Source organism: Streptomyces mashuensis, from assembly GCF_014654785.1.
Lineage (GTDB): Bacteria > Actinomycetota > Actinomycetes > Streptomycetales > Streptomycetaceae > Streptomyces > Streptomyces mashuensis.
The window spans coordinates 173,787-199,767 of record NZ_BNBD01000007.1; the positions used below are offsets into that span (position 1 = coordinate 173,787).

General features: G+C 74.4%; 2 protein-coding genes. Both read left to right on the forward strand.

From position 1 onward, the window contains the following. Positions 1-109 precede the first annotated feature (109 nt). Entirely contained in the window at positions 110-16,357 is a 16,248-nt protein-coding gene (locus IE305_RS18715; protein WP_190130792.1) for a type I polyketide synthase, read from the forward strand. Continuing rightward, positions 16,311-25,934, forward strand: coding sequence for a type I polyketide synthase (locus IE305_RS18720; protein ID WP_444546165.1), 9,624 nt, complete (start codon positions 16,311-16,313; stop codon positions 25,932-25,934). The genes IE305_RS18715 and IE305_RS18720 overlap by 47 nt, the downstream gene beginning before the upstream one ends. Positions 25,935-25,981: the final 47 nt, after the last annotated feature.

Sequence of the window (25,981 nt, forward strand, 5' to 3'; positions counted from 1 at the left end):
GCGCGTCCGCCGCCAGGCCGGACTCACCCAACCCACCCAGCACACCCAGCTCACCCACAGCGCTGAGCACTCCACTCACTCCACCACTCTCACCACGGGGACGGCGTACATGGTGAACGAGGAGAAGTACCTCGATTACCTCAAGCGGGCGACGACCGATCTGCGCGAGGCGCGCCGGCGACTGCGCGAGGTGGAGGAGAGGGACCAGGAGCCCATCGCCATCGTGGCGATGAGCTGCCGCTACCCCGGGGGCGTCCGCACCCCCGAGGAGCTGTGGGCCCTGGTCGCCGGCGGCCACGACGCCGTCACCGGCTACCCCGGCGACCGCGGCTGGCCCGCCGACGTCCTGTACGACCCCGAGCCGGACGCCGACGGCACCGTCACCCCGTACCGGCACGAGGGCGGCTTCCTGCACGACGCCGCCGAGTTCGACCCCGGCTTCTTCGGCATCAGCCCCCGCGAGGCCCTCGCCATGGACCCCCAGCAGCGCCTGCTGCTGGAAACGTCCTGGGAGGCGTTCGAGCGCGCCGGCATCGACCCGACCGCGCTGCGCGGCAGCCGCACCGGCGTCTTCGCCGGCCTGATGTACCACGACTACGCCGCCCGGCTGCGGTCGGTGCCGGAGGAGGTCGAGGGCTTCCTCGGCAACGGCAGCTCCGGCAGCATCGCCTCCGGCCGCGTCGCCTACACCTTCGGCCTCGAAGGCCCGGCCGTCACCGTCGACACGGCGTGCTCGTCGTCGCTGGTCGCCCTGCACCTGGCCGCACAGGCCCTGCGCCAGCGCGAATGCGACCTGGCGCTCGCCGGCGGCGTCACCGTCATGTCCACCCCCGGCACCTTCACCGAGTTCAGCCGCCACAACGGCCTCGCCCGCGACGGCCGCTGCAAGTCCTTCGCCCAGTCGGCCGACGGCACCGGCTGGGGCGAGGGCGCCGGCATGCTCCTGCTGGAACGCCTCTCCGACGCGCGCCGCAACGGCCACACCGTGCTCGCCCTCGTCCGCGGCTCCGCCGTCAACCAGGACGGCGCCAGCAGCGGCCTCACCGCGCCCAACGGCCCCTCCCAGCAGCGCGTCATCCGCCAGGCCCTCGCCGCCGCCCGCCTCTCCACCACCCACATCGACGTCGTGGAGGCCCACGGCACGGGCACGACGCTGGGCGACCCCATCGAGGCGCAGGCGCTGCTCGCCACCTACGGCCAGGGCCGCGAGGACGACCGGCCGCTGTGGCTCGGCTCGGTGAAGTCCAACCTCGGCCACACCCAGGCCGCGGCCGGCGTGGCCGGCATCATCAAGATGGTCATGGCGATGCGGCACGGCGTGCTGCCGCAGACGCTGCACGTCGACGAACCCAGCCACAACGTCGACTGGGAGGCGGGCGCGGTACGCCTGCTCACCGAGGCCCGGGACTGGCCCGACACCGGCCGCCCCCGCCGCGCCGCCGTGTCGTCGTTCGGCATCAGCGGCACCAACGCGCACACCGTGCTCGAACAGGCCCCGGAGGAGGAGGCCGCCGAGGAGAGCGAGGCGGTGCGGCAGGCACCCCCGGTGTGGGCCCTGTCCGCCAAGACCCCCGCGGCCCTCCGCGCCCAGGCCGAACGCCTCCTGTCCCACGCCGAGGCCCACCCCGACGCCACCACGGCCGACATCGGCTACGCGCTGACCACCACCCGTGCCCTCTTCGACCACCGCGCCGTGATCGTCGGCACGGGCGGCGGCACCGGCGACGGCATGGGCGGCGAGCAGCAGCTCCGGGAGCAGCTGCTCGACGGGCTGCGCGCCCTCGCCGAGGACCGCCCGGCGGCCCAGGTCGTCACGGGCCGCGTACGGAACGGCAAGCTGGCGTTCCTGTTCACGGGGCAGGGCAGCCAGCGGCTGGGGATGGGGCGTGAGCTGTACGCGACGTATCCGGTGTTTGCCGAGGCGTTCGATGCGGTGTGCGCCGAGCTGGACGGCCGGCTTCGGTTGCCGCTGAAGGACGTGCTGTTCGGCGAGGACGCGGGTGTTCTCGACCGGACGGAGTTCGCTCAGCCGGCGTTGTTCGCGGTCGGGGTGGCGCTGTTCCGGCTGGTCGAGGCGTGGGGTCTCAAGCCCGATGCGCTGTCCGGGCACTCCGTGGGCGAGATTGCTGCTGCCCATGTGGCGGGTGTGTTCTCGCTGGCCGATGCGTGCGCGCTCGTTGCCGCCCGTGGCCGGCTGATGCAGGAGCTGCCGGAGGGCGGCGCGATGGTGGCCGTGCAGGCCACCGAGGAGGAAGTCGCTCCCTACCTGACCGACCGCGTCGGTATTGCCGCCATCAACGGCCCCTCGTCCGTGGTGATTTCCGGTGACGAGACTGTCGTCCTGGAGATTGCTGCACGTTTCGAGGCCGACGGTCGTAAGACACGTCGGCTGAGCGTCAGCCACGCGTTCCACTCGCCGCTCATGGACGGCATGCTCGATGCCTTCCGCGAGGTGGCGGCCGGCATCACCTACAACGCCCCCCGCATCCCCGTCGTCTCCAACCTGACCGGTGCGCTCGTCCCGGGCGGCGAGATGTCCTCGCCCGAGTTCTGGGTGCGGCACGTCCGTGAGGCCGTCCGTTTCCACGACGGTGTGCAGGCCCTGCTGGCCGAGGGCGTGACCGCCTTCGTCGAGCTCGGCCCCGACGGCGTGCTGTCGGCCATGGCCCAGGAGACCGCGTCCGACGCCGCGTTCGTGCCCGTCCTGCGCAAGGACCGCCCCGAGAACGAGACCGTCGCCCGCTTCCTGGCCGACGTGCACGTGCGCGGCCTGGGCCTCGACTGGGAGGCGCTCTACGCCGGCACCGGCGCCCGGCGGGCCGGCCTGCCCACGTACGCCTTCCAGCGCGAGCGGTACTGGCTCGACTCCGGCTGGTCCCTCGGCGACGTGACGTCCGCCGGTCTCTCCGCCGCCGACCACCCGCTGCTCGGCGCCGCCGTGACGCTCGCCGACACCGACGGTCTGCTGTGCACCGGCCGTCTCGGCCTGGACTCGCATCCGTGGCTGGCCGACCACGTCGTCATGGGCTCCGTGGTGGTGCCGGGTGCGGTGCTGGTGGAGCTGGCGCTGCGGGCCGGTGCCGGTGCGGGCTGCGAGGGCATCGAGGAACTGACCCTCGAAGCCCCCATGGTGCTGCCCGCCGAAGGTGGCCTGCGGGTCCAGCTGTGGGTGGGCGGCCCGTCGGAGGACGGCCGGCGCTCGCTGACCGTGTACGGGTCCGTGGCCGACGACGAGGACGTGTGGGTCCGCCACGCGACGGGCGTACTGGTGCCGTCGTGCGGCGAGGGCTCCGCCCTCGACGTGAGCGTGTGGCCCCCGACGGGCGCTGTGAGCGTTCCGGTGGAGGGCGTGTACGAGGACCTGGCGGCTGCCGGCCTCGTATACGGCCCCGTGTTCCGTGGGCTGCGTGGTGTGTGGCGTGGCCGGGACGGCGAGGTGTTCGCCGAGGTGGCGCTGGGTGGTGACGGGCAGTCGGGTGCCGGTTTCGGTGTGCACCCGGCGCTGCTGGACGCCGTCCTGCACGCGGTCGCGGCGGGTGATGTGCTCACCGGGGAGGCCGCCGCGCGGCTGCCGTTCTCGTGGTCCGGTGTGGCCGTGCACGCGGTGGGTGCTTCGTCGCTGCGTGTACGGCTGTCCGCCACGGGCGGCGAGTCCGTCGCCCTGGAGGCCGTCGATGCTGCCGGTCAGCCGGTGCTGTCCGTCGACTCGCTTGCCTTCCGTGCCGTGTCGGCCGAGCAGGTGCAGGCCGCCGACCCCGGCGCCGGCCACGACGCGCTGTTCCAGCTCGACTGGGCGCCCGTTCCGGCCCCCGCCGTCATCCCTGCCGGTCGTTGGGCCGTCCTCGGCACCGACGAGTCGGTGCCCGCGCCCGCTCCGGGAACCCTTCGCTTCCCGGACCTCGCCGCGCTCTCCGCGGCTCTCGAAGAGGGAGCGGTGGCGGTTCCCGAGGCGGTCCTCGTACCGCTGAGTCCCGCGGCCACCCCCATCGGCGCCGGCACGGTCGCCGAAGCCACCGAGCAGACGCTCGCGCTGCTCCAGGCGTGGCTGGGCGACGAGCGGCTCGACGGCAGCCGCCTGGTGTTCCTCACCCGTGGCGCCGTGGCCGCCTCCGCCGACGACCGGGTCGACGACCTGGCCCACGCCGCCGTATGGGGCCTCGTCCGCTCCGCACAGTCCGAGCACCCCGACCGTTTCCTCCTCGTCGATGCCGACGCCGACGAGCGTGATGCCCTCCTGCCCGCCGTCCTCGCCTCGGGCGAACCCGAGATCGCCGTACGCGCCGGCAAGCTGCGGGCCCCGCGGCTCGCCCGTGCCCGCGTCACCGCGGTCTCCGCCGGCGCCGGGACCGAGGGTGCCGACAGCCCGTACGGGGCCGACGGCACCGTACTGATCACCGGCGCGACCGGCACCCTGGGCCGCCTCGTGGCCCGGCACCTCGTCGCCGAGCACGGCGTGCGCCACCTGCTGCTCGTCAGCCGCCGCGGCGCCGCCGCCCCGGGCGCCGAGGAGCTGTCCGGCGACCTCGCCGCGCTCGGTGCCCAGGTCACCTGGGCCGCCTGCGACGTCGCCGACCGGGAGGCCCTCGCCGGCCTGCTCGCCGCGATCCCCGCCGAGCACCCCCTGACCGCGGTCGTCCACACCGCCGGCGTGCTCGACGACGGCGTCGTCGACGCCCTCACCCCCGACCGGCTCCGGCACGTCCTGCGTCCCAAGGCCGACGCGGCCGTCAACCTGCACGAGCTGACGCGCGACCTCGACCTGTCGGCGTTCGTGCTGTTCTCCTCCGCCGCCGGCGTCTTCGGCGCGCCCGGCCAGGGCAACTACGCCGCCGCCAACACCTTCCTCGACGCGCTCGCCGCGCACCGCCACGCCCTCGGGCTGCCCGCCGTCTCGCTCGCGTGGGGCCTGTGGGAGACCGACGGCGGCATGGCCGGCGGCCTCGACGCCGCCGACGTCGGCCGCATGAACCGCGCCGGCGTGCACGGCCTCACCACCGACGAGGGACTGCGGCTCCTCGACACCGCCGTCGCCTCCCCGGACGCCCTGTTCGTCCCGGCCCGGCTCGACCTCGCCGCTCTGCGGGCCAACGCGGCCACCGCCCCCGTGCCGCCGCTGCTGCGCGGCCTCGTCCGCGTCCCCGCACGCCGCGCCTCCCAGGCCGTGGCAGCCACCGACGAGGGCTCCGCCTTCGCCCGCAGCCTCGCCGGCCTCACCGCCGGCGAACGCGCACGCGGCGTGCTCGAACTCGTCCGCACCCACGTCGCGGCCGTCCTCGGCCACGACGGAACGGCCGCCGTCGAACCCGACGCCGCCTTCAAGGAACTCGGCTTCGACTCGCTCACCGCCGTCGACCTGCGCAACCGCCTCGGCGCCGCCACCGGCCTCCGGCTGCCCGCCACCCTCGTCTTCGACTACCCCACGCCGCTGCTCCTCGCCCGCCACCTGGACGAGGAGGTCTTCGGTGCAGGCCAAGGCACCGCGGACGCCGCGCCGGCCGTCACGGCGGCGGCCACGGACGACGACCCCATCGTCATCGTGGGCATGAGCTGCCGCTTCCCCGGCGGCGTACGGACCCCCGAGGACCTGTGGGACGTCGCCGTCAACGGCCGCGACACCATCACCACGTTCCCCACCGACCGCGGCTGGGACCTCGCCGGGCTCTACGACCCCGACCCCGACCACCCCGGCACCAGCTACACCCGCGAGGGCGGCTTCCTGCACGACGCCGCCGAGTTCGACCCCACCTTCTTCGGCATCAGCCCCCGCGAGGCTTTGGGCACCGACCCGCAGCAGCGCCTGCTGCTGGAGACGTCGTGGGAGGCGTTCGAGCGGGCCGGCATCGACCCGACCACCCTGCGCGGCAGCCGCACCGGCGTCTTCGCCGGCGTCATGTACCACGACTACGCTGCCCTGCTGGAGAACGTGCCCGAGGCCGCCGAGGGCTCGCTCGGCTCGGGCAGCACGGGCAGCATCGCCTCCGGCCGCGTGTCGTACGTCTTCGGCCTGGAAGGCCCCGCCGTCACCGTCGACACGGCGTGCTCGTCGTCGCTGGTCGCCCTGCACCTGGCCGCGCAGGCCCTGCGCAACGGCGAGTGCGACCTGGCCCTCGCCGGCGGCGTCACCGTCATGGCCACCCCCGCCACCTTCGTCGGCTTCAGCCGCCAGCGCGGGCTGTCCGCGGACGGCCGCTGCAAGGCGTTCGCCGCCGGCGCGGACGGCACCGGCTGGTCCGAGGGCGCCGGCATGCTGCTCGTCGAGCGGCTGTCCGACGCGCGGAAGAACGGCCACCCGGTGCTGGCAGTACTGCGTGGCTCGGCGATCAACCAGGACGGTGCGAGCAACGGCCTGACGGCTCCGAATGGTCCGTCGCAGCAGCGCGTCATCCGGGCGGCGCTGGCGTCGGCCGGCCTGTCGACCTCCGATGTCGACGCGGTCGAGGCGCACGGTACGGGTACGACGCTGGGTGACCCGATCGAGGCGCAGGCGTTGCTGGCCACCTACGGCCAGGGCCGGGCCGAGGACCGGCCGCTGTGGCTCGGTTCGGTGAAGTCCAACTTCGGCCACACGCAGGCCGCGGCCGGCGTGGCGGGCGTCATCAAGATGGTCATGGCCATGCGCCACGGCGCGCTGCCGCGCACCCTGCACGTCGACGAGCCCTCCCCGCACGTCGACTGGTCGGCGGGGGCCGTGGAACTGCTGACCGAGACGCGGGAATGGCCGGAGACCGGCGACCGCCCGCGCCGGGCCGCGGTGTCGTCGTTCGGCATCAGCGGCACCAACGCCCACACCATCCTCGAAGAGCCGTCGCCGCTGCCGGTGCCCGCCGAGGGCGCCGACGACCGGGCAGCCGGTGCGCTGCCCGTCGTACCCCTCCTCGTCTCCGGCCGCACCGAGCCCGCACTGCGCGCGCAGGCGGAGCGCCTGCTCGCCCACGTGGAGAGCACCGGTGCCGACTTGGCCCTCGGTGACCTGGGCTACTCGCTGGCCACCGGCCGGACGTCGTTCGACCACCGCGCCGTGGTCGTCGCCTCCGGGCGGGACGGCCTCCTGGCCGGCCTCGGCGCACTCGCCGAGGACCGCGCCGCGACGGGCGTCGTCCGCGGGACGGCCACCTCGGGCCGGCGCCTGGCGTTCCTGTTCACGGGGCAGGGCAGCCAGCGGCTGGGGATGGGGCGTGAGCTGTACGACGCGTACCCCGTCTTCGCCGAAGCGTTGGACACCGTATGTGCCGCGCTGGATGGTCACCTGCGGCTTCCGCTGAAGGATGTGCTGTTCGGTGAGGACGCGGGTGTTCTCGACCGGACCGAGTTCGCCCAGCCGGCGTTGTTCGCGGTCGAGGTGGCGCTGTTCCGGCTGGTGGAGGCGTGGGGTCTCACGCCCGATGCGCTGTCCGGTCATTCGATCGGTGAGATCGCTGCTGCGCATGTGGCCGGAGTGTTCTCGCTGGCCGACGCCTGCGCGCTGGTCGCGGCTCGTGGTCGCCTGATGCAACAGCTGCCCGAGGGCGGCGCGATGGTGGCCGTGCAGGCCACCGAGGACGAAGTCACCCCGTACCTGACCGACCGGGTGGGCATTGCCGCCATCAATGGCCCCTCGTCCGTGGTGATGTCGGGTGACGAGGCAGACGTTCTCGAGATCGCCGCCCGCTTCGAGGCCGACGGTCGTAAGACGCGTCGCCTGACCGTCAGCCACGCGTTCCACTCGCCGCTGATGGACGGCATGCTCGATGCCTTCCGCGAGGTGGCGGCCGGCGTCACCTACAACGCACCGCGCATCCCCGTCGTCTCCAACCTGACCGGCGGAGTCGTCCCGGGCGACGAGATGTCCTCGCCCGAGTTCTGGGTCCGTCACGTCCGTGAGGCCGTCCGTTTCCACGACGGTGTGCAGGCCCTGCTCGCCGAGGGCGTGACCGCCTTCGTCGAGCTCGGCCCCGACGGTGTGCTGTCCGGCATGGCGCAGCAGTTCGCCGACGCCGAGGGTGTCGCCTTCGTTCCGGTCCTCCGCAAGGACCGCCCCGAGGCCGAGGCCGCCGTCACGGCCCTGGCGCAGGCCCATGCCCTCGGCCTGACCGTCGACTGGGCCGGGTTCTTCGCCGGCAGTGGCGCACGGCGCGTCGACCTGCCGACGTACGCCTTCCAGCGCCGCGCCTACTGGCCGCAGCCGCGCCACACCCTCGACCTGGGGGAGCCGGTTGCCCTTGCCGAGGGCGAGGGGGTGCTCTTCACCGGCCGTCTGGGCCTGGACGCGCATCCGTGGCTGGCCGACCACGTGGTAATGGGCTCCCTGGTGGTGCCCGGTGCCGCGCTGGTGGAGCTGGCGCTGCGCGCCGGTGCCGGTGTGGGCTGCGAGGCCGTCGAGGAACTGACCCTCGAAGCGCCCCTGGTGCTGCCCGCCACCGGCGGCGTGCACGTGCAGCTGTGGGTGGGTGCTCCGTCCGCTGACGGGCGCCGCTCGCTGGCGGTGTACGGGTCCGTGGCCGGCGACGAGGCGGTGTGGGTCCGGCACGCGTCGGGCACGCTCGTGCCGTCGCACGGCGAGGCGTCCGGCCTCGACGTGAGCGTGTGGCCCCCGGCCGGTGCCCAGGCCGTTGCCGTGGAGACCGTGTACGAGGACCTGGCGGCCGCCGGTCTCGCCTACGGGCCGGTGTTCCGTGGGCTGCGAAGCGTCTGGCGTGGCCGGGACGGCGAGGTGTTCGCCGAGGTCGCGCTGGGCGGCGACGGGCAGTCGGGTGCCGGATTCGGTGTCCACCCCGCGCTGCTGGACGCCGTCCTGCACGCCGTCGCCGCCGGCGACCTGCTCGCCGGGGAGCGCACCGCGCGGCTGCCGTTCTCGTGGTCCGGCGTGGCCGTGCATGCGGTGGGTGCTTCGTCGCTGCGCGTGCGGCTGTCCGCCACGGGCGGTGAGTCCGTCGCCCTCCAGGCCGTCGATGCTGCCGGCCAGCCGGTGCTGTCGGTCGACTCCCTGGCGTTCCGTGCCGTGTCGGCCGAGCAGGTGCAGGCCGCCGACCCCGGCGCCGGTCACGATGCGCTGTTCCACGTCGACTGGACGCCCCTCGTCTCTCTCCCGTCGCCGGAAGCCGCCCGGTGGGCCGTTCTCGGCGACCCCCTGCCGGCCGCCGCCGGCTTCGAGGCGACGCCGTACGCCGACCTGGCCGCGCTGACGGACGCCCTCGCCGCCGGTGTGCCGGTTCCCGACGCCGTCCTCGTCCCGCCGGCCGGTACCGGTCCCCTCAGCGCCGACGCCGTACGATCCGCCGCCGCCGACGCGCTGCGGCTGGTGCAGGAGGCCCTGGCCGACGAACGGCTCGCCGGCTCCCGTCTCGTGTTCCTCACCCACGGCGCCGTCGCCGCCTCCGGCGACGACCGGGTCGAGGACCTGACCCACGCAGCCGTGTGGGGCCTCGTCCGCTCCGCGCAGTCCGAGCACCCCGGCCGTTTCGTCCTCGCCGACCTGGGCGGGAACGACACCGACGACCGGGCGACGGCGCTGCGTACGCTGCCCGCCGCCCTGGCCACCGGCGAGCCGCAGCTGGACCTGCGCGACGGCACCGTGCGCGTGCCCCGCCTGGTCCGTGCGGCCGGCGGTGACGGCCCCGCCGTCCTCGACCCGCAGGGCACCGTCCTCGTCACCGGCGCCACCGGCACGCTGGGCCGGACCCTGGCCCGGCACCTGGCCGAGCGCCACGGCGTACGCCACCTGCTGCTCCTCAGCCGCAGCGGCCCCGCCGCCGAGGGCGCCGACCGGCTCGTCGCCGAGCTGGCCGGCCTGGGCGCCGAAGCCTCGCTCGTCGCCTGCGACGTGACCGACCGGGACGCGCTCGCCGCGGCCCTCGGTACCGTGCCCGCCGACCGCCCGCTCACCGCGGTCGTCCACACCGCCGGTGTGCTCGACGACGGCATCGTGGAGTCGCTGACCGGCGAACGCCTCGACCGTGTGCTGCGCCCGAAGACCGACGCGGCCCTCAACCTGCACGAGCTGACGCAGAAGCTGGACCTGTCCGCGTTCGTGCTGTTCTCCTCCGCCGCCGGTGTCTTCGGCAACGCCGGCCAGGGCAACTACGCGGCCGCGAACGCGTTCCTCGACGCCCTCGCCGCGCACCGCCGCGCCCAGGGCCTGCCCGCCGTCTCCCTGGCCTGGGGCCTGTGGGACGACGAGGCCGGCATGGCCGGCGAACTGGACGACGTGGACCGCAACCGCATGAGCCGCGGCGGCGTCACCGGCCTCACCACCGACGAGGGACTCGCCCTCTTCGACCGGACGTACGCCGCCTCCCCGCAGGCGCTCCTCGTCCCGATCCGGCTGGACGTCGCCGCCCTGCGCGAGCAGGCCGGCGACGGGCCCGTACCCCCGCTGCTGCGCGCCCTGGTCAGGACGCCGGCCCGCAGGGCCGCGGCCCACGACGGCGAGCGGGGCGACGGCGGTTCGCTGGCGCGGCGGCTGACCGCCATGACGCCCGCCGAGCAGGACGCACTGCTGCTCACCCTGGTACGGACGCAGGCCGCGGCCGTCCTCGGGTACGCGGCGGCCGACGAGGTCGGGCCCGAACGCTCGTTCCGCGAGCTGGGCTTCGACTCGCTCACCGCCGTCGAGCTCCGCAACCGCCTCGGCGCCGCGGCCGGCCTCCGGCTGCCCGCCACGCTCGTCTTCGACTACCCCACGCCCGCCGCGCTCGCCGCCCACCTGCGGACCGAGCTGGCCGGCGAGGCCGCCGCGACGGCGGCCACGCCCGTACGGGCCGCCGGCGCAGCCGACGACGAGCCGATCGCGATCGTCGGCCTCGGCTGCCGCTACCCCGGCGGCGTCCGCAGCCCCGAGGACCTCTGGCGACTGGTCACCGAGGGACGGGACGCCATCGGCGCCTTCCCCGGCGACCGCGGCTGGGACCTCGACGCGCTGTACGACGCCGACCCCGACCAGCAGGGCACCTCGTACGCCCGCGAAGGCGGCTTCGTCGAGGACGCGGCCCTGTTCGACCCGGCGTTCTTCGGCATCTCGCCGCGTGAGGCCCTGGCCATGGACCCGCAGCAGCGTCTGCTGCTGGAGACGTCGTGGGAGGCGTTCGAGCGCGCCGGTATCGACCCGACCGCGCTGCGCGGCAGCCGCACCGGCGTCTTCGTCGGCGTCATGTACCACGACTACGCGTCGCGGCTCCCCGCACTGCCCGAAGGCGTCGAGGGCTTCCTCGGCACCGGCAACGCGGCGAGCGTCATCTCCGGCCGTCTCTCCTACACGTTCGGCCTGGAGGGCCCGGCCGTCACCGTCGACACGGCGTGCTCGTCGTCGCTGGTCGCCCTGCACCTCGCGGTGCAGGCGCTGCGCAACGGCGAGTGCGAGCTCGCCCTTGCCGGCGGTGTGACCGTCATGGCGACGCCCGCCCCCTTCGTCGAGTTCAGCCGCCAGCGCGGACTCGCCGCGGACGGCCGCTGCAAGGCGTTCTCCGCGGCGGCCGACGGCACGGGCTGGTCCGAGGGCGCCGGTGTCCTCGTGGTGGAGCGGCTCTCCGACGCGCGGAAGAACGGCCACCCGGTGCTGGCGGTCGTCCGCGGTTCGGCCATCAACCAGGACGGTGCGAGCAACGGCCTCACCGCCCCCAACGGTCCCTCGCAGCAGCGCGTCATCCGCCAGGCCCTCGCCAACGCCGGCATCACGGCCGCCGACGTGGACGCGGTCGAGGCCCACGGCACGGGCACCAGCCTCGGCGACCCCATCGAGGCCCAGGCCCTCCTCGCCACGTACGGCCAGGGACGGAACGACGACCGGCCGCTGTGGCTGGGGTCCGTCAAGTCCAACATCGGCCACACGCAGGCGGCGGCCGGTGCGGCCGGCATCATCAAGATGGTGATGGCGATGCGGCACGGTGTGCTGCCGCGCACGCTGCACGTCGACGAGCCGACGCCGCACGTCGACTGGTCGGCCGGAGCGGTCGAACTGCTCGGCGAGCCGGTGGAGTGGCCCGGAACCGGCCGCCCCCGCCGGGCAGCCGTCTCGTCGTTCGGCTTCAGCGGCACCAACGCCCACGTCATCGTCGAGGAGGCACCGGCCGCTGCCGAGCCCGAGCAGCAGCCCGCCGACCCGGGCGAGCCGCGCTCGACCGCCGTCGTCCCGCTGCTGTTGTCGGCGAAGACCGCCGACGCGCTCCGCGCCCAGGCCGGCCGCCTGCACGACCACGTGCTGACGGCGGAGACCGGCCGCGCCGGCCTCGTCGACCTCGGCTACTCCTCCGCGACCACCCGCGCGGCCCTGGACCACCGGGCCGCAGTGATCGCCACCGACCGCGAGGACGCGCTCGCGGCTCTGGCCGCCCTGGCCGCGGGCGACAGCCCCACGGGTGCGGTGCGCGGCTCGGTCACCGAGGGCAAGGTGGCGTTCCTGTTCACGGGGCAGGGGAGCCAGCGGCTGGGGATGGGACGTGAGCTGTACGCGTCGTATCCCGTCTTCGCCGAGGTGTTCGATGCGGTGTGTGCGGAGCTGGATGGACGGCTTCGGCTGCCGCTGAAGGACGTGTTGTTCGGTGAGGACGCGGGTGTTCTCGACCGGACGGAGTTCGCCCAGCCGGCGTTGTTTGCTTTGGAAGTTGCGCTGTTCCGGATGGTCGAGGCGTGGGGTCTCACGCCCGATGCGCTGTCCGGTCATTCGATCGGTGAGATTGCTGCTGCGCATGTGGCGGGTGTGTTCTCGCTGGCCGATGCGTGCGCGCTCGTTGCCGCTCGTGGCCGTCTGATGCAGGAGCTGCCGGAGGGCGGCGCGATGGTGGCCGTCCAGGCCACCGAGGACGAGATCCGGAGCGAGACCGAGCTCGTCGACGGCGTCAGCATCGCTGCCGTCAACGGCCCGGCGTCGCTGGTTCTGTCCGGCGACGAAGCCGCGGTCCTGGAGGTCGCCGCCACGTTCGAGGCGCAGGGCCGCAAGACCCGTCGTCTCAACGTCAGCCACGCCTTCCACTCCGTGCTGATGGACGGGATGCTGGAGGAATTCGGCAAGGTCGCGTCCGGGCTGTCGTACCGGGCGCCGCGCATCCCGCTCGTCTCCAACCTCACCGGTGCGCTGGTGTCGGAGGAGGTGACGTCGCCTGAGTTCTGGGTGCGGCACGTGCGTGAGGCCGTCCGTTTCCACGACGGTGTGCAGGCTCTGGCCGCCGAGGGTGTCACGACCTTCGTCGAGCTGGGGCCGGACGGTGTGCTGTCCGCTCTCGCCCAGGAGACCGTCGACGGTGCCGCATTCGTCCCCGTTCTCCGCCGCGATCGTTCGGAGGCCGAGACGCTCACCACGGCGCTCGCCCAGGCCCACGTCCGCGGCCTGCGCGTCGACTGGTCCGCGTACTTCGCCGGTACGGGCGCACGCCGCGCCGACCTGCCCACGTACGCCTTCCAGCACCGCCGTTACTGGCTGGAGGCGCCCGCCGGGACCGTCGGCGACATGGCGTCGGCCGGGCTCGACGAGGCGCGGCACCCGCTGCTCGGTGCGGCCGTGGAGCTGCCCGGTTCCCGGGGCTTCCTGCTCACCGGGCGGCTGTCGCTCGACAGCCACCCGTGGCTGGCCGAGCACACGGTGTCCGGCACCGTGCTCGTCCCCGGGGCGGCGCTGGTGGAGATGGCGGTCCGCGCCGGCGACCAGGCCGGTTGCGACGTGCTGGAGGAGCTCACGCTCGAAGCGCCGCTGGTGCTTCCGGAGCGCGGGGCCGTCCAGCTGAGGCTGACCGTCGCCGAGCCCGACGCGCTGGGGCGGCAGGCCCTGGAGCTGTACTCGCGCGCCCAGGACGCCGCCGCCGACGAGCCGTGGACCCGGCACGCCCAAGGCATGCTGGGCACCGGCACGCCGCCCGCTCCGGTCGAGCAGGGCGAGTGGCCGCCGGCCGGCGCCGAGCCCGTCGACGTCACCGGCCTGTACGAGGACCTGGCCGCGCTGGGGCTGGGCTACGGCCCGCTCTTCCAGGGGCTGCGTGCCGCGTGGCGGCGCGACGGCGAGGTGTTCGCCGACATCGCCCTCGCCGAGGAGCAGCAGGCCGACGCCAAGGCGTTCGGGCTGCACCCGGCGCTGCTGGACGCCGCCCTGCACGCCGCGTCGCTCGGCGACTTCTTCACGGCCGGCGACGCGGACACGCAGGGTGCCCGCCTGCCCTTCTCGTGGGACGGGGTCCGGCTCCACGCCCATGGCGCCACCGCGCTGCGGGTCCGGATGGCCGGTGCGGGCACGGACGCCGTCTCCCTGTCGGCCGCCGACGACGCCGGCCGCCCGGTGCTCGCCGTGGAGTCGCTGGCGCTGCGCCCGCTGGCTCCCGGCCAGCTCGCGGCCGCGAGCGGCCAGGCGCACCACCAGTCGCTGTTCCGCGTCGACTGGGCGCCGCTCGCGGTGGCCTCCGGCGGCCCGGCGACAGCTCCCCGGTGGGCCGTCGTCGGCGACGACGACCCGAAGTTCGCTGCGGCCCTGGAGGCGGCGGGTGCTGCCGTCGGCTCGTACGCCGGGCTGCCGGCCCTCGCCGCGGCCGTGGCCGCCGGTGAGCCGGCACCGGACACCGTGTTCGTGCCCTGCCTGTCCGACCTCGGGTCGGCGGGCGGCGCCGCGGCCGCACACGCCGCGACCGGCCGGGTGCTGGAGCTCCTCCAGACCTGGCTGGCCGACGAGGGCCCCGTCGCCGAGGCGTTCGCCGGTGCCCGGCTCGCCCTGGTCACGCGGGGTGCCGTGGCGGTGGACGCCGAGGAGGGCGTGCCGGACCTGGCGCACTCCGCGCTGTGGGGCCTGGTGCGTTCGGCACAGGCGGAACACCCGGGGCGCTTCGTCCTCGTGGATGTGGATGCGGGCGTGGACGGAGGGGCCGGCGAGGACGGTTCCCTCCGGGACCTGGCCGCCGCCCTGGCGGACCAGGACTGCGACGAGCCGCAGTTCGCCGTACGGGCAGGCGTGCCGTACGTGCCCCGGCTCGCACGCGTCGCGAAGGCGGAGGCGGACGTGGCGGCGGACGCGGGACCGGCCGGGTTCGACCCGGACGGCACCGTCCTCCTCACCGGCGCGACCGGCACGCTGGGCGGGCTGCTGGCCCGGCACCTCGTGACCGAGCGCGGCGCCCGTCACCTGCTGCTGACCAGCCGGCGCGGCGCCGCCGCAGAAGGCGCGGCCGAACTGACGGCGGCGCTCACCGCGGCCGGCGCTCAGGTCACCTGGGCGGCGTGCGACGCCGCCGACCGGGAGGCCCTGCAGGCCGTGCTGGCCGCCGTACCCGCCGCGCACCCGCTCACCGCGGTGATCCACAGCGCGGGCGTGCTGGACGACGGTGTGGTCGAATCGCTGACCGGCGAACGCCTCGCCCGGGTGCTGCGTCCCAAGGTGGACGCGGCTGTGAACCTGCACGAGCTGACGCGTGAACTCGACCTGTCCGCGTTCGTGTTGTTCTCCTCCGCCGCCGGTGTCTTCGGCAACGCGGGCCAGGGCAACTACGCGGCCGCCAACGCGTTCCTCGACGCGCTCGCCCTGCACCGCCGCGCGCAGGGCCTGCCCGCCGTCTCCCTGGCCTGGGGCCTGTGGGACGACGAGGACGGCCTGGGCGGTACGGGCGGCATGGGCGGCACGCTGGCGTCGGCCGACCGGCAGCGCATGCGCCGCGGCAGCATGGCGGCCCTGTCCGCCGCCGAGGGCCTCGCGCTGTTCGACACGGCCGTCGCCACGCCCGGCGACGGGCTGCTGGTGGCCGCGCACCTCGACCTCGACGGCCCGGCGGCCCGCGCCGCCACCGACGGAGTGCCGCCGTTCCTTCGCGGACTCGTCAGGGCACCGCGCCGCCGCGCCGCGGACACCGCGCGCGGCGACGCGGGCGCCGTGCCGCTCACCGAGCGCCTGGCGGGCCTGCCTGGCCCGGAGCGCGACCGGGTGCTGCTCGACCTGGTCCGTACGCAGGTGGCCACCGTGCTCGGCCACGACGGAGCGGCCGCCGTCGAGCCGGACGCCGCGTTCAAGGAACTCGGCTTCGACTCGCTGACCGCCGTCGAACTGCGCAACCGGCTCGGGGCCGCCGCAGGCCTGCGGCTCCCCGCCACGCTGATCTTCGACTACCCGACCCCGGCGGCCCTCGCGGAGCACCTCCGCACCGCCCTGCCGGGCACCTCGGGCCCGACGGTCTTCGACGAACTGGACCGCCTGGAGGCCACCCTCGCCCGCCTGGGCGAGGACGACGCGGGCACGGACCGGGCCAACCGGTCCCGCGTGACGATGCGCCTCCAGGCGCTGGTCGCCAAGTGGCAGGAGGCGCAGGAGGCCGCGGCCGCCCTGTCCGCCACTGCTGCCGCCGACGACGACAACGATCTTGAAACAGCCAACGATGACGAGCTTTTCGCACTGCTCGACGACGAGCTCGGCTCGTCGTGAGAAAGGACCTGACGCGATGGAGAACGAGGACAAGCTCCGCGACTACCTCAAGCGGGCGACGGCCGATCTGCGTCAGACCCGCCGGCGGCTGCGGGAGGTCGAGGACCGGCAGCAGGAACCCATAGCGATCGTGGCGATGAGCTGCCGCTACCCCGGCGGCGTGCGCTCGCCCGAGGACCTGTGGCGGCTCGTGCTCGACGGCACCGACGCCATCGGGCCCTTCCCCACCGACCGCGGCTGGGACCTCGAGTCCCTCTACGACGCCGACCCCGACCGGGCCGGCGCCAGCTACGTCGGCGAGGGCGGCTTCCTGTACGACGCGGGCGCCTTCGACCCCGCCATGTTCGGGATCTCGCCGCGCGAGGCCCTCGCCATGGACCCCCAGCAGCGTCTGCTGCTGGAGGCGTCCTGGGAGGCGTTCGAGCGGGCCGGCATCGACCCGACCGGTGTGCGCGGCAGCCGCACCGCCGTGTTCACCGGTGTGATGTACCACGACTACACCGCCCGCCTGGACACTGTGCCCGAGGGCGTCGAGGGCTTCCTCGGCACCGGCAGCTCCGGCAGCATCGCCTCCGGCCGCGTGTCGTACGTCTTCGGCCTGGAGGGCCCCGCCGTCACCATCGACACGGCGTGCTCGTCGTCGCTGGTCGCCCTCCACCTCGCCGTCCAGGCGCTGCGCAACGGCGAGTGCTCCCTCGCCCTCGCCGGCGGCGTGACCGTCATGGCCACGCCCTCCACCTTCACCGAGTTCAGCCGCCAGCGCGGCCTGGCCGTCGACGGGCGCTGCAAGCCCTTCGCGGCCGCCGCCGACGGCACGGGCTGGGGCGAGGGCGTGGGCATGCTGCTCGTGGAGCGGCTGTCCGACGCCCGCAAGAACGGCCACCCGGTGCTGGCGGTGGTCCGCGGTTCGGCGATCAACCAGGACGGCGCGAGCAACGGCCTCACGGCGCCGAACGGCCCGTCCCAGCAGGACGTCATCCACCAGGCCCTCGCCAACGGCCGCCTCTCGGCCGCCCAGGTCGACGTCGTGGAAGCACACGGCACGGGCACGACGCTGGGCGACCCCATCGAGGCCCAGGCGCTGCTGGCGACCTACGGCCAGGACCGCCCGGCGGACCGGCCGCTGTGGCTGGGGTCCGTGAAGTCCAACATCGGTCACACCCAGGCCGCCGCCGGTGTCGCCGGCATCATCAAGATGGTCATGGCGATGCGGCAGGGCGTACTGCCGCGCACGCTGCACGTGGACGAGCCGACACCGCACGTCGACTGGGCCGCGGGTGCCGTGGAACTGCTCACGGACACGCGCGACTGGCCGGAGACGGGCGAACCCCGCCGGGCCGCCGTCTCGTCGTTCGGTTTCAGCGGGACGAACGCGCATGTGGTGGTGGAGCAGGCTCCGGTCGAGGAGGAGCCGGCGGTTTCCGCCCCTGTTGATGGGGGTGTGGTGCCGTGGGTGCTTTCGGGCCGGACCGATGCGGCGTTGCGGGCGCAGGCCGAGCGGCTGCTTGCGGCGGTGGCCGGTGAGCGTCCGGCGGATGTGGGCTGGTCGCTGGGTGTGAGCCGGGCGGCGCTGGACCACCGGGCTGTGGTTGTGGGCCGCGACACCAGTGAGCTGGTACGCGGTCTCGAAGCCGTGGTCTCCGGTGAGCCTGCCGCTGGTGTGGTGCAGGGGGTGAACACCGGTGGCGGTGTGGTGCTGGTGTTCCCCGGCCAGGGCTCGCAGTGGCCCGGAATGGCCGTCGAACTCCTCGACTCGTCCCCGGTTTTCGCTGAGGCGATCGACGAATGCGCAGTGGCACTGAGCGCTTACGTCGACTGGTCGCTGGTCGATGTGCTGCGCGGTGTTGAGGGTGCTCCGGGGCTGGACCGGGTGGACGTTGTCCAGCCGGTGCTCTTTGCAGTGATGGTGTCCCTGGCCCGCCTGTGGCGTTCGGTGGGTGTTGAGCCCGCTGCGGTGATCGGTCACTCTCAGGGTGAGATTGCTGCTGCGTGCGTGGCAGGTGTGCTCTCCCTGGAGGACGCGGCGCGGGTTGTGGTGCTGCGCAGCCAGGCCATCGGCCGTGTCCTTGCCGGTCCCGGTGGCATGGTGTCCGTCGCTCTGCCGGTCGACCAGGTCCGGGAGCGGATCGCCGCGTGGGGCGAGGAGCGCATTTCTGTCGCTGCCGTCAACGGCCCCTCGTCCGTCGTCGTGAGTGGTGAGAATGCCGCTCTCGACGAGATGATCGCGGCCTTCGAGGCCGAGGAGATCCGGGCCCGGCGTGTCCCCGTCGATTACGCCTCCCACTCCGCTCAGGTGGAGCTGCTGCGCACCGAGCTGCTTGAGGTTCTTGCTCCGATCCGTCCGCAGCCGGCTTCCGTGCCGATGCTGTCGACCGTGACGGGGGAGTGGGTCGAAGGCGGCGAACTCACCGCCGAGTACTGGTTCCGCAATCTCCGCCAGACGGTTGAGCTGGAGAATGCCGTCCGGACCCTGGCTGCTCAGGGTTATGGCGTGTTCATCGAGTCCAGCGCCCACCCCGTCCTCGCCATGGGCATCCAGGAGACCCTGGAAGACCACGGCGCCAGCGCCGCCGTCCTGGGCACTCTCCGCCGTGACGAAGGCGGGCTGGAGCGGTTCTACACCTCCCTCGGCGAGGCGTTCACCCACGGCGCCGACGTCGACTGGAACGCTGTCTTCGCCGGCACCCACCCCCGTCGCGTCGACCTGCCCACCTACGCCTTCCAGCACGAGCGTTACTGGCTCGAGTCCGCCACCGCCGGTTCCGGTGACGACGTCGAGTCGTACTACGCCCGCGACTCCATCGAGGCCCGCTTCTGGGAGGCCGTCGAGGACGAGAACCTGGAGGCCCTGACCAGCGAGCTGGCGATCCGGGCCGACCAGCCGTGGAGCGACGTCCTGCCCGTCCTGTCCTCCTGGCGCCGCAGCAGCCGTGAGAAGTCGACCGTCGACTCGTGGCGCTACCGCATCACGTGGAAGCCGCTGGCCGAGGACCGCGCGGCACGGCTCTCCGGTACGTGGCTGCTGCTGACCCCGGAGTCGGGCAGCCCGTGGGCCGAGCCCGTCGTGCAGGCGCTCACCGACCGCGGTGCCACCGTCCGTACCCTGCCCGTCAGCACCGCAACGGCCACGGACCGCACCGCCCTCGCCGACCTCCTCGGCCAGGAAGCCGGAGCCGAAGCCGACGGCGCCACCGTCTCCGGCGTCCTCTCCCTCCTCGCCCTCCTCACGGATCAGCGTCCCCTCCACCCCTCCCTCGCTCTCGCCCAGGCCCTGGGCGACGCCGGGATCGACGCGCCCCTCTGGTACGCCACGCGCGGTGCTGTCGCCGTCAACCGTTCCGAGCAGCTGGACGACCCCTGGCAGGCTCTCGTCTGGGGCCTCGGCCGGGTCGTCGCGCTGGAGCACGGCGAGCGGTGGGGCGGTCTCGTCGACCTGCCCGCGCAGCCCGACGCCCCCGCCCTGTCCCGCCTCGTCGCGGCGCTGGCCGGTACCGGCGACGAGGACCAGGTGGCCGTGCGCCCCACGGGTCTCTACGCCCGCCGTCTGGTGCGGTCGTCGCTCGCGCAGACGCCTGCGACCCGTGCCTGGGAGCCCGGTGAGGGCACCGTCCTGGTCACCGGCGGTACGGGTGCCCTGGGCGCCCACGTGGCGCGGTGGCTCGCCGGCAACGGTGCCCGGCACTTGCTGCTGCTCAGCCGTCGTGGCGAGGACGCCCCCGGTGCTGCCGAACTCCGCGACGAGCTGACCGGCCTCGGGGCGAAGGTCACGCTGGCCGCCTGCGACGTGGCCGACCGGGACTCCCTCGCCGCCGTCATCGACGCGATCCCCGCCGAGCACCCCCTCTCCGCGGTCGTGCACACCGCCGCGGTTCTCGATGACGGTGTCGTCGAGGCGCTGACCGGCGAGCAGCTGGACCGCGTCCTGAGCGTCAAGGTGGGGGCCACCCTCAACCTGCACGAGCTGACGCGCGACCTGGACCTGTCCGGGTTCGTGCTGTTCTCCTCCTTCGCCGCCACTTTCGGCGCGCCCGGCCAGGGCAACTACGCCCCGGGCAACGCCTTCCTCGACGCCTTCGCCCAGTACCGGCGCGACGCCGGGTTGCCGGCGACGTCGGTGGCCTGGGGTCCGTGGGGCGACGGCGGCATGGCGGAGGGCGCGGTCGGTGACCGCATGCGGCGCCACGGCGTCATCGAGATGGCGCCCGAGCTGGCCGTGACCGCGCTGCAGCACGCCCTCGACCGTGACGAGACGACCCTCACCGTCGCCGACATGGAGTGGAAGCGGTTCGTCCTCGCCTTCACGTCCGGCCGTCCCCGTCCGCTGCTGAACGACCTGCCCGAAGCGCGCGCCGTCATGGACGGCATGCGGGGCGAGGCGGAGGAGGCGGCCGGTGGCGCGGTGTTCCTGCGGCAACTCGCCGGCCTGACCGGCGCCGAACAGGAGCGTCTGCTGCTGGACCTGGTGCGGGGCGCCGTCGCGTCGGTCCTCGGGTACGCCAATGCGGCGGCCGTCGAGCCGAACCGGGCGTTCAAGGAGCTCGGTTTCGACTCGCTCACCGCCGTCGAGCTGCGCAACCGGCTGAACGCGGCCACTCACCGCAAGCTGCCGCCGACGCTCATCTTCGACCACCCGACGCCCACCGTCCTGGCGGCCCACCTGCGGGCCGAGCTGACCGGCGACGAGGGGGCGGCGGCCGCGCCGGTGGTCGTGGCCTCCGGTGCCGCCACCGACGAGCCCGTCGCGATCGTGGCGATGAGCTGCCGCTTCCCCGGTGACGTGCGGTCGCCGGAGGACCTGTGGCAGCTGCTGGTGTCCGGCGGCGACGCCCTGTCAGGCTTCCCGCTGGACCGCGGCTGGGACGTCGAGGCGCTGTACGACCCCGACCCCGACGCGCAGGGCACCTCGTACACGCGCGAGGCGGGCTTCCTGCGCGAGGCCGGCGGGTTCGACGCCGCCTTCTTCGGGATCTCGCCGCGTGAGGCGCTGGCCATGGATCCGCAGCAGCGTCTGCTGCTGGAGACGTCGTGGGAGGCGTTCGAGCGGGCCGGCATCGACCCGGCGGCCCTGCGCGGCAGCCGGTCCGGTGTGTTCGTCGGCACCAACGGCTCCGACTACGCGATGCTCATGCAGAGCAGCGGCGACGGCTTCGAGGGCCACCTCGCCACGGGCACGGCCGGCAGCGTCGCCTCCGGCCGCGTCTCGTACACGTTCGGCCTGGAGGGCCCGGCGGTCACCGTCGACACGGCGTGCTCGGCGTCGCTGGTCGCCCTGCACCTGGCGGTGCAGGCGCTGCGCAACGGCGAGTGCGAGCTGGCGCTCGCCGGCGGTGTCACGGTGATGTCGACGCCCGGTACGTTCATCGAGTTCAGCCGGCAGCGCGGGCTGAGCACGGACGGCCGGTGCAAGGCGTTCTCCGCGGACGCCGACGGCTTCAGCCCCGCCGAGGGCGTGGGCATGCTCCTCGTCGAGCGGCTGTCCGACGCCCGTAGGAACGGGCACCCGGTGCTCGCCGTGGTCCGTGGCACCGCCATCAACCAGGACGGTGCCAGCAACGGCCTCACCGCGCCCAACGGCCCGTCGCAGCAGCGCGTCATCCGGCAGGCCCTTGCCAACGCCCGCCTGTCGGCCGCCGACGTCGACGTCGTGGAGGCGCACGGCACGGGCACGAGCCTCGGCGACCCCATCGAGGCGCAGGCGCTCCTGGCCACGTACGGCAAGGACCGGCCGGAGGACCGGCCGCTGCTGCTCGGTTCCGTCAAGTCCAACATCGGTCACGCGCAGGCCGCCGCCGGTGTTGCCGGTGTCATCAAGATGGTGCTGGCCATGCAGCACGGCGTGCTGCCGCAGAGCCTGCACATCTCCGAGCCGACCCCGCACGTCGACTGGTCGGCGGGCGCCGTGGAGCTGCTGACGGAGGCGCGCGAGTGGCCCGAGGCCGGGCGGCCGCGCCGGGCCGGCGTGTCGTCGTTCGGTTTCAGCGGGACGAACGCGCACGCCGTTCTGGAGCAGGCCCCGGCGGACGAGCCGGCCGCCGCGGACGCCGAAGCCGTCCCGGCCCCCGCCGACGGTGACGCGGTGCTGCCGTGGGTGCTGTCGGGCCGGAACGAGGCCGCGCTGCGCGGCCAGGCCGAACGGCTGCTGGCGCACCTCGCCGCCCACGGCGAGCAGCGCGCCGCCGACATCGGGTTCTCGCTCGCCACCACCCGTACCGCCCTCGCGCAGCGGGCCGTCGTCGTCGGCCGGGACCGTGCCGACTTCGTCCGCGGACTGGAGGCACTGGCCGGGGAAACCGGGGCCCCCAACCTCGTTCAGGGGTCGGACACAGGGGGACAGGGGGTGTTCCTGTTCCCCGGACAGGGGTCGCAATGGGTGGGGATGGCCGTCCAGCTGTTGGATGCTTCACCCGTGTTCGCTGCGGCGGTCGAGGAATGCGCCGCAGCGCTCGGTGAATTTGTCGACTGGTCGTTGGTGGATGTGCTGCGGGGGGTTGAGGGTGCGCCGTCGATGGACCGGGTGGACGTCGTCCAGCCGGTGCTGTTCGCGGTGATGGTCTCCCTGGCCCGGCTGTGGCGCTCTGTGGGGGTGGAACCGGCCGCGGTGGTCGGTCACTCGCAGGGTGAGATCGCTGCTGCTTGTGTGGCGGGGGTGTTGTCGTTGGAGGACGCGGCTCGGGTGGTGGTTCTGCGGAGCCAGGCCATCGGCCGGGTGCTGGCCGGGGCCGGCGGCATGGTGTCCGTCGCGCTGCCGGTCGACCGGGTCCGCGAACGCATCGCCGCCTGGGGCGAGGACCGCATCTCCGTCGCCGCCGTCAACGGCCCGTCCGCCGTCGTGGTGAGCGGTGAGAACACCGCGCTCGACGAGATGATCGCCGCGTTCGAGGCGGACGGCGTCCGGGCCCGACGCGTGCCCGTCGACTACGCCTCCCACTCGGCGCAGGTCGAGTCGCTCCGCGAGGAGCTCCTCGACACCCTGGCCCCTGTCCGGCCCCAGTCGGCCCGTATCCCGATGCTGTCGACGGTGACGGGGGAGTGGGTCGAGGGCGGTGAACTCACCGCCGACTACTGGTTCCGCAACCTGCGTCAGACGGTCGAGCTGGAGAACGCCGTCCGCACCCTGGCTGCTCAGGGCTACGGCGTGTTCATCGAGTCCAGCGCCCACCCGGTGCTGGCGATGGGCGTGCAGGAGACCCTGGAGGACGCGGGCGCCGACGCCGCCGTCATCGGCACGCTGCGCCGTGACGAGGGCGGGCTGGAGCGGTTCCACACCTCCCTCGGCGAGGCGTTCGCGTACGGCGCCGGCGTCGACTGGGACGCCGTGTTCGCCGGTACCTCCGCCCGTCGCGTGGACCTGCCGACGTACGCCTTCCAGCACCAGCGGTACTGGCCCGAGCCGGCCGCCGCCGCCGCGGCCGGTGGCCCGGTGCCGGCCCAGGACGAAACCGACGCTCTGTTCTGGGAGGCCGTGGAGCGTGAGGACCTCGAAGCCCTCGCCGCGCAGCTGGACATCGAGGCCGACCGGCCCTGGAGCGACGCCCTTCCGGCGCTGTCCTCCTGGCGCCGCAGCAGCCGCGAGAAGTCGGCCGTCGACGCCTGGCGCTACCGCATCACGTGGCAGCCGCTGGCCGAGGACCGTACGGCCCGGTTGTCCGGCACCTGGGTGCTGGTCGTGCCGCAGGAGGCCGCCGGCAGCTCGTGGGGCACGGCGATCGCCGCCGTCCTGGCCGAGCGCGGCGCCACCGTCCGGGAGTTCCCCGTCGGCTCCGACACGGCCGACCTGGACCGCAAGGTGCTGGCCGACCGCCTCCGCGAGGCCGGCACCGGCTGCGCCGGTGTGCTGTCGCTGCTGTCCTTCGCCGGCCGCACCCGGGCGCTCGACGGTTCGCTCGCTCTCGTGCAGGCCCTCGGTGACGCCGCGGTCGACGCGCCCCTGTGGTGCGTGACCCGGGGCGCCGTGGCCGTCGCGGGCGGCGACCAGGTCACCGACCCGGCACAGGCCCTGCTGTGGGGCTTCGGCCCGACCGCGGCGCTGGAGCACCCCGAGCGGTGGGGCGGCGTCGTCGACCTGCCCGGCACGCCCGACGAGCGGGCCACGGCCCGGCTGGTCGCCGTGCTCGCCGGCACCGACGGCGAGGACCAGGTGGCCGTACGGCCGTCCGGCCTGTACGGGCGGCGGCTGGCGCACGCGCCGCTCGCGCAGACGCCCGCCCCCCGCACCTGGGAGCCCGGTGAGGGCACCGTCCTGGTCACCGGCGGTACGGGTGCCCTGGGCGCCCATGTGGCGCGCTGGCTCGCCGGCAACGGTGCCCGGCACTTGCTGCTGCTCAGCCGCCGCGGCGAGGACGCCCCCGGTGCTGCCGAACTCCGCGACGAGCTGACCGGCCTCGGGGCGAAGGTCACGCTGGCCGCCTGCGACGTGGCCGACCGGGACTCCCTCGCCGCCGTCATCGACGCGATCCCCGCCGAACTCCCGCTGACCGCCGTCGTGCACACCGCCGGTGTGCTGGACGACGGTGTGCTGGACGCCCTGACACCGGAGCGCTTCGCCACGGTGCTCGCGCCCAAGGCGGACGCCGCGTACGCGCTGCACGAGCTGACCCGCGACCTCGGCCTGTCCGCGTTCGTCCTGTTCTCCGGAGTCGCCGGCACGCTCGGCGACGCGGGACAGGCCAACTACGCGGCCGCCAACGCCTACCTGGACGCGCTCGCCGCGTACCGCCGCGCCCACGGGCTGCCCGCGACCAGCGTCGCGTGGGGCCGCTGGGGCGAGTCGGGGCTGGCCGCCGGGGGCGCCGTCGGGGACCGGCTGGACCGGGGCGGTTTCCCCGCCATGGACCCGCGGCTCGCGATCGGCGCGCTCCAGCAGGCCCTCGACCACGACGAGACCGTCGTGGCCGTCGCCGACATCCGCTGGGAGCGCTTCGCGCCGGGCTTCACCTCCGTGCGGCCCAGCGCGTTCATCGGCGACCTGCCGGAGGTGCGGTCCCTGGCCCGTCCCGGGTCCGGGGAAGGCACCGGCGAGACCGGCACGTCGGCCGGCGCGCTGCGGCAGCGGCTGGCCGGCATGTCCCGGGCGGAGCAGTCGCTGGTGATGACCGAGCTGGTCCGGTCGCACGCGGCCGGTGCCCTCGGGCACGCCTCGACCGCCGAGGTGGGGGCCGCACGGGCGTTCAAGGAGCTCGGTTTCGACTCGCTGATCGCCCTGGAACTGCGGAACCGGCTCAACGCGGCCACCGGGCTGCGGCTGCCGGCGACGCTGGTCTTCGACCACCCGACACCGGCCGCCCTCGCCGAGTTCCTGCGCGCCCAGCTGGCGCAGGACGGCGGGGCGGCGGACACGGCACCCGGCCTGGCCGAGCTGGACCGGCTGGAGTCGGTGCTGTCGGTGTCGGAACCCGACGAGGAGACCCGGACCGGCATCGCGGCACGCCTGCGGGCGCTGCTCGCGAAGTGGGAACCGGAGCCGCAGGCCGCGCCCGAGGGCGCGGTGGTGACGGAGAAGCTGCACGAGGCGACGCCCGACGAGGTCTTCGCCTTCATCGAGAACGAACTCGGCCTCGGGGACTCCCCGGGCCGGTAACGGCAAGGCGCGGGCACCGCCGGCGCAGGCGTTTGTGACGAGAAGCA

Coding starts and splice junctions, on each gene's coding strand:
- IE305_RS18715 (WP_190130792.1), top strand. CDS start 110: ATGGTGAACGAGGAGAAGTACCTCGATTACCTCAAGCGGGCGACGACC.
- IE305_RS18720 (WP_444546165.1), top strand. CDS start 16,311: ATGACGAGCTTTTCGCACTGCTCGACGACGAGCTCGGCTCGTCGTGAG.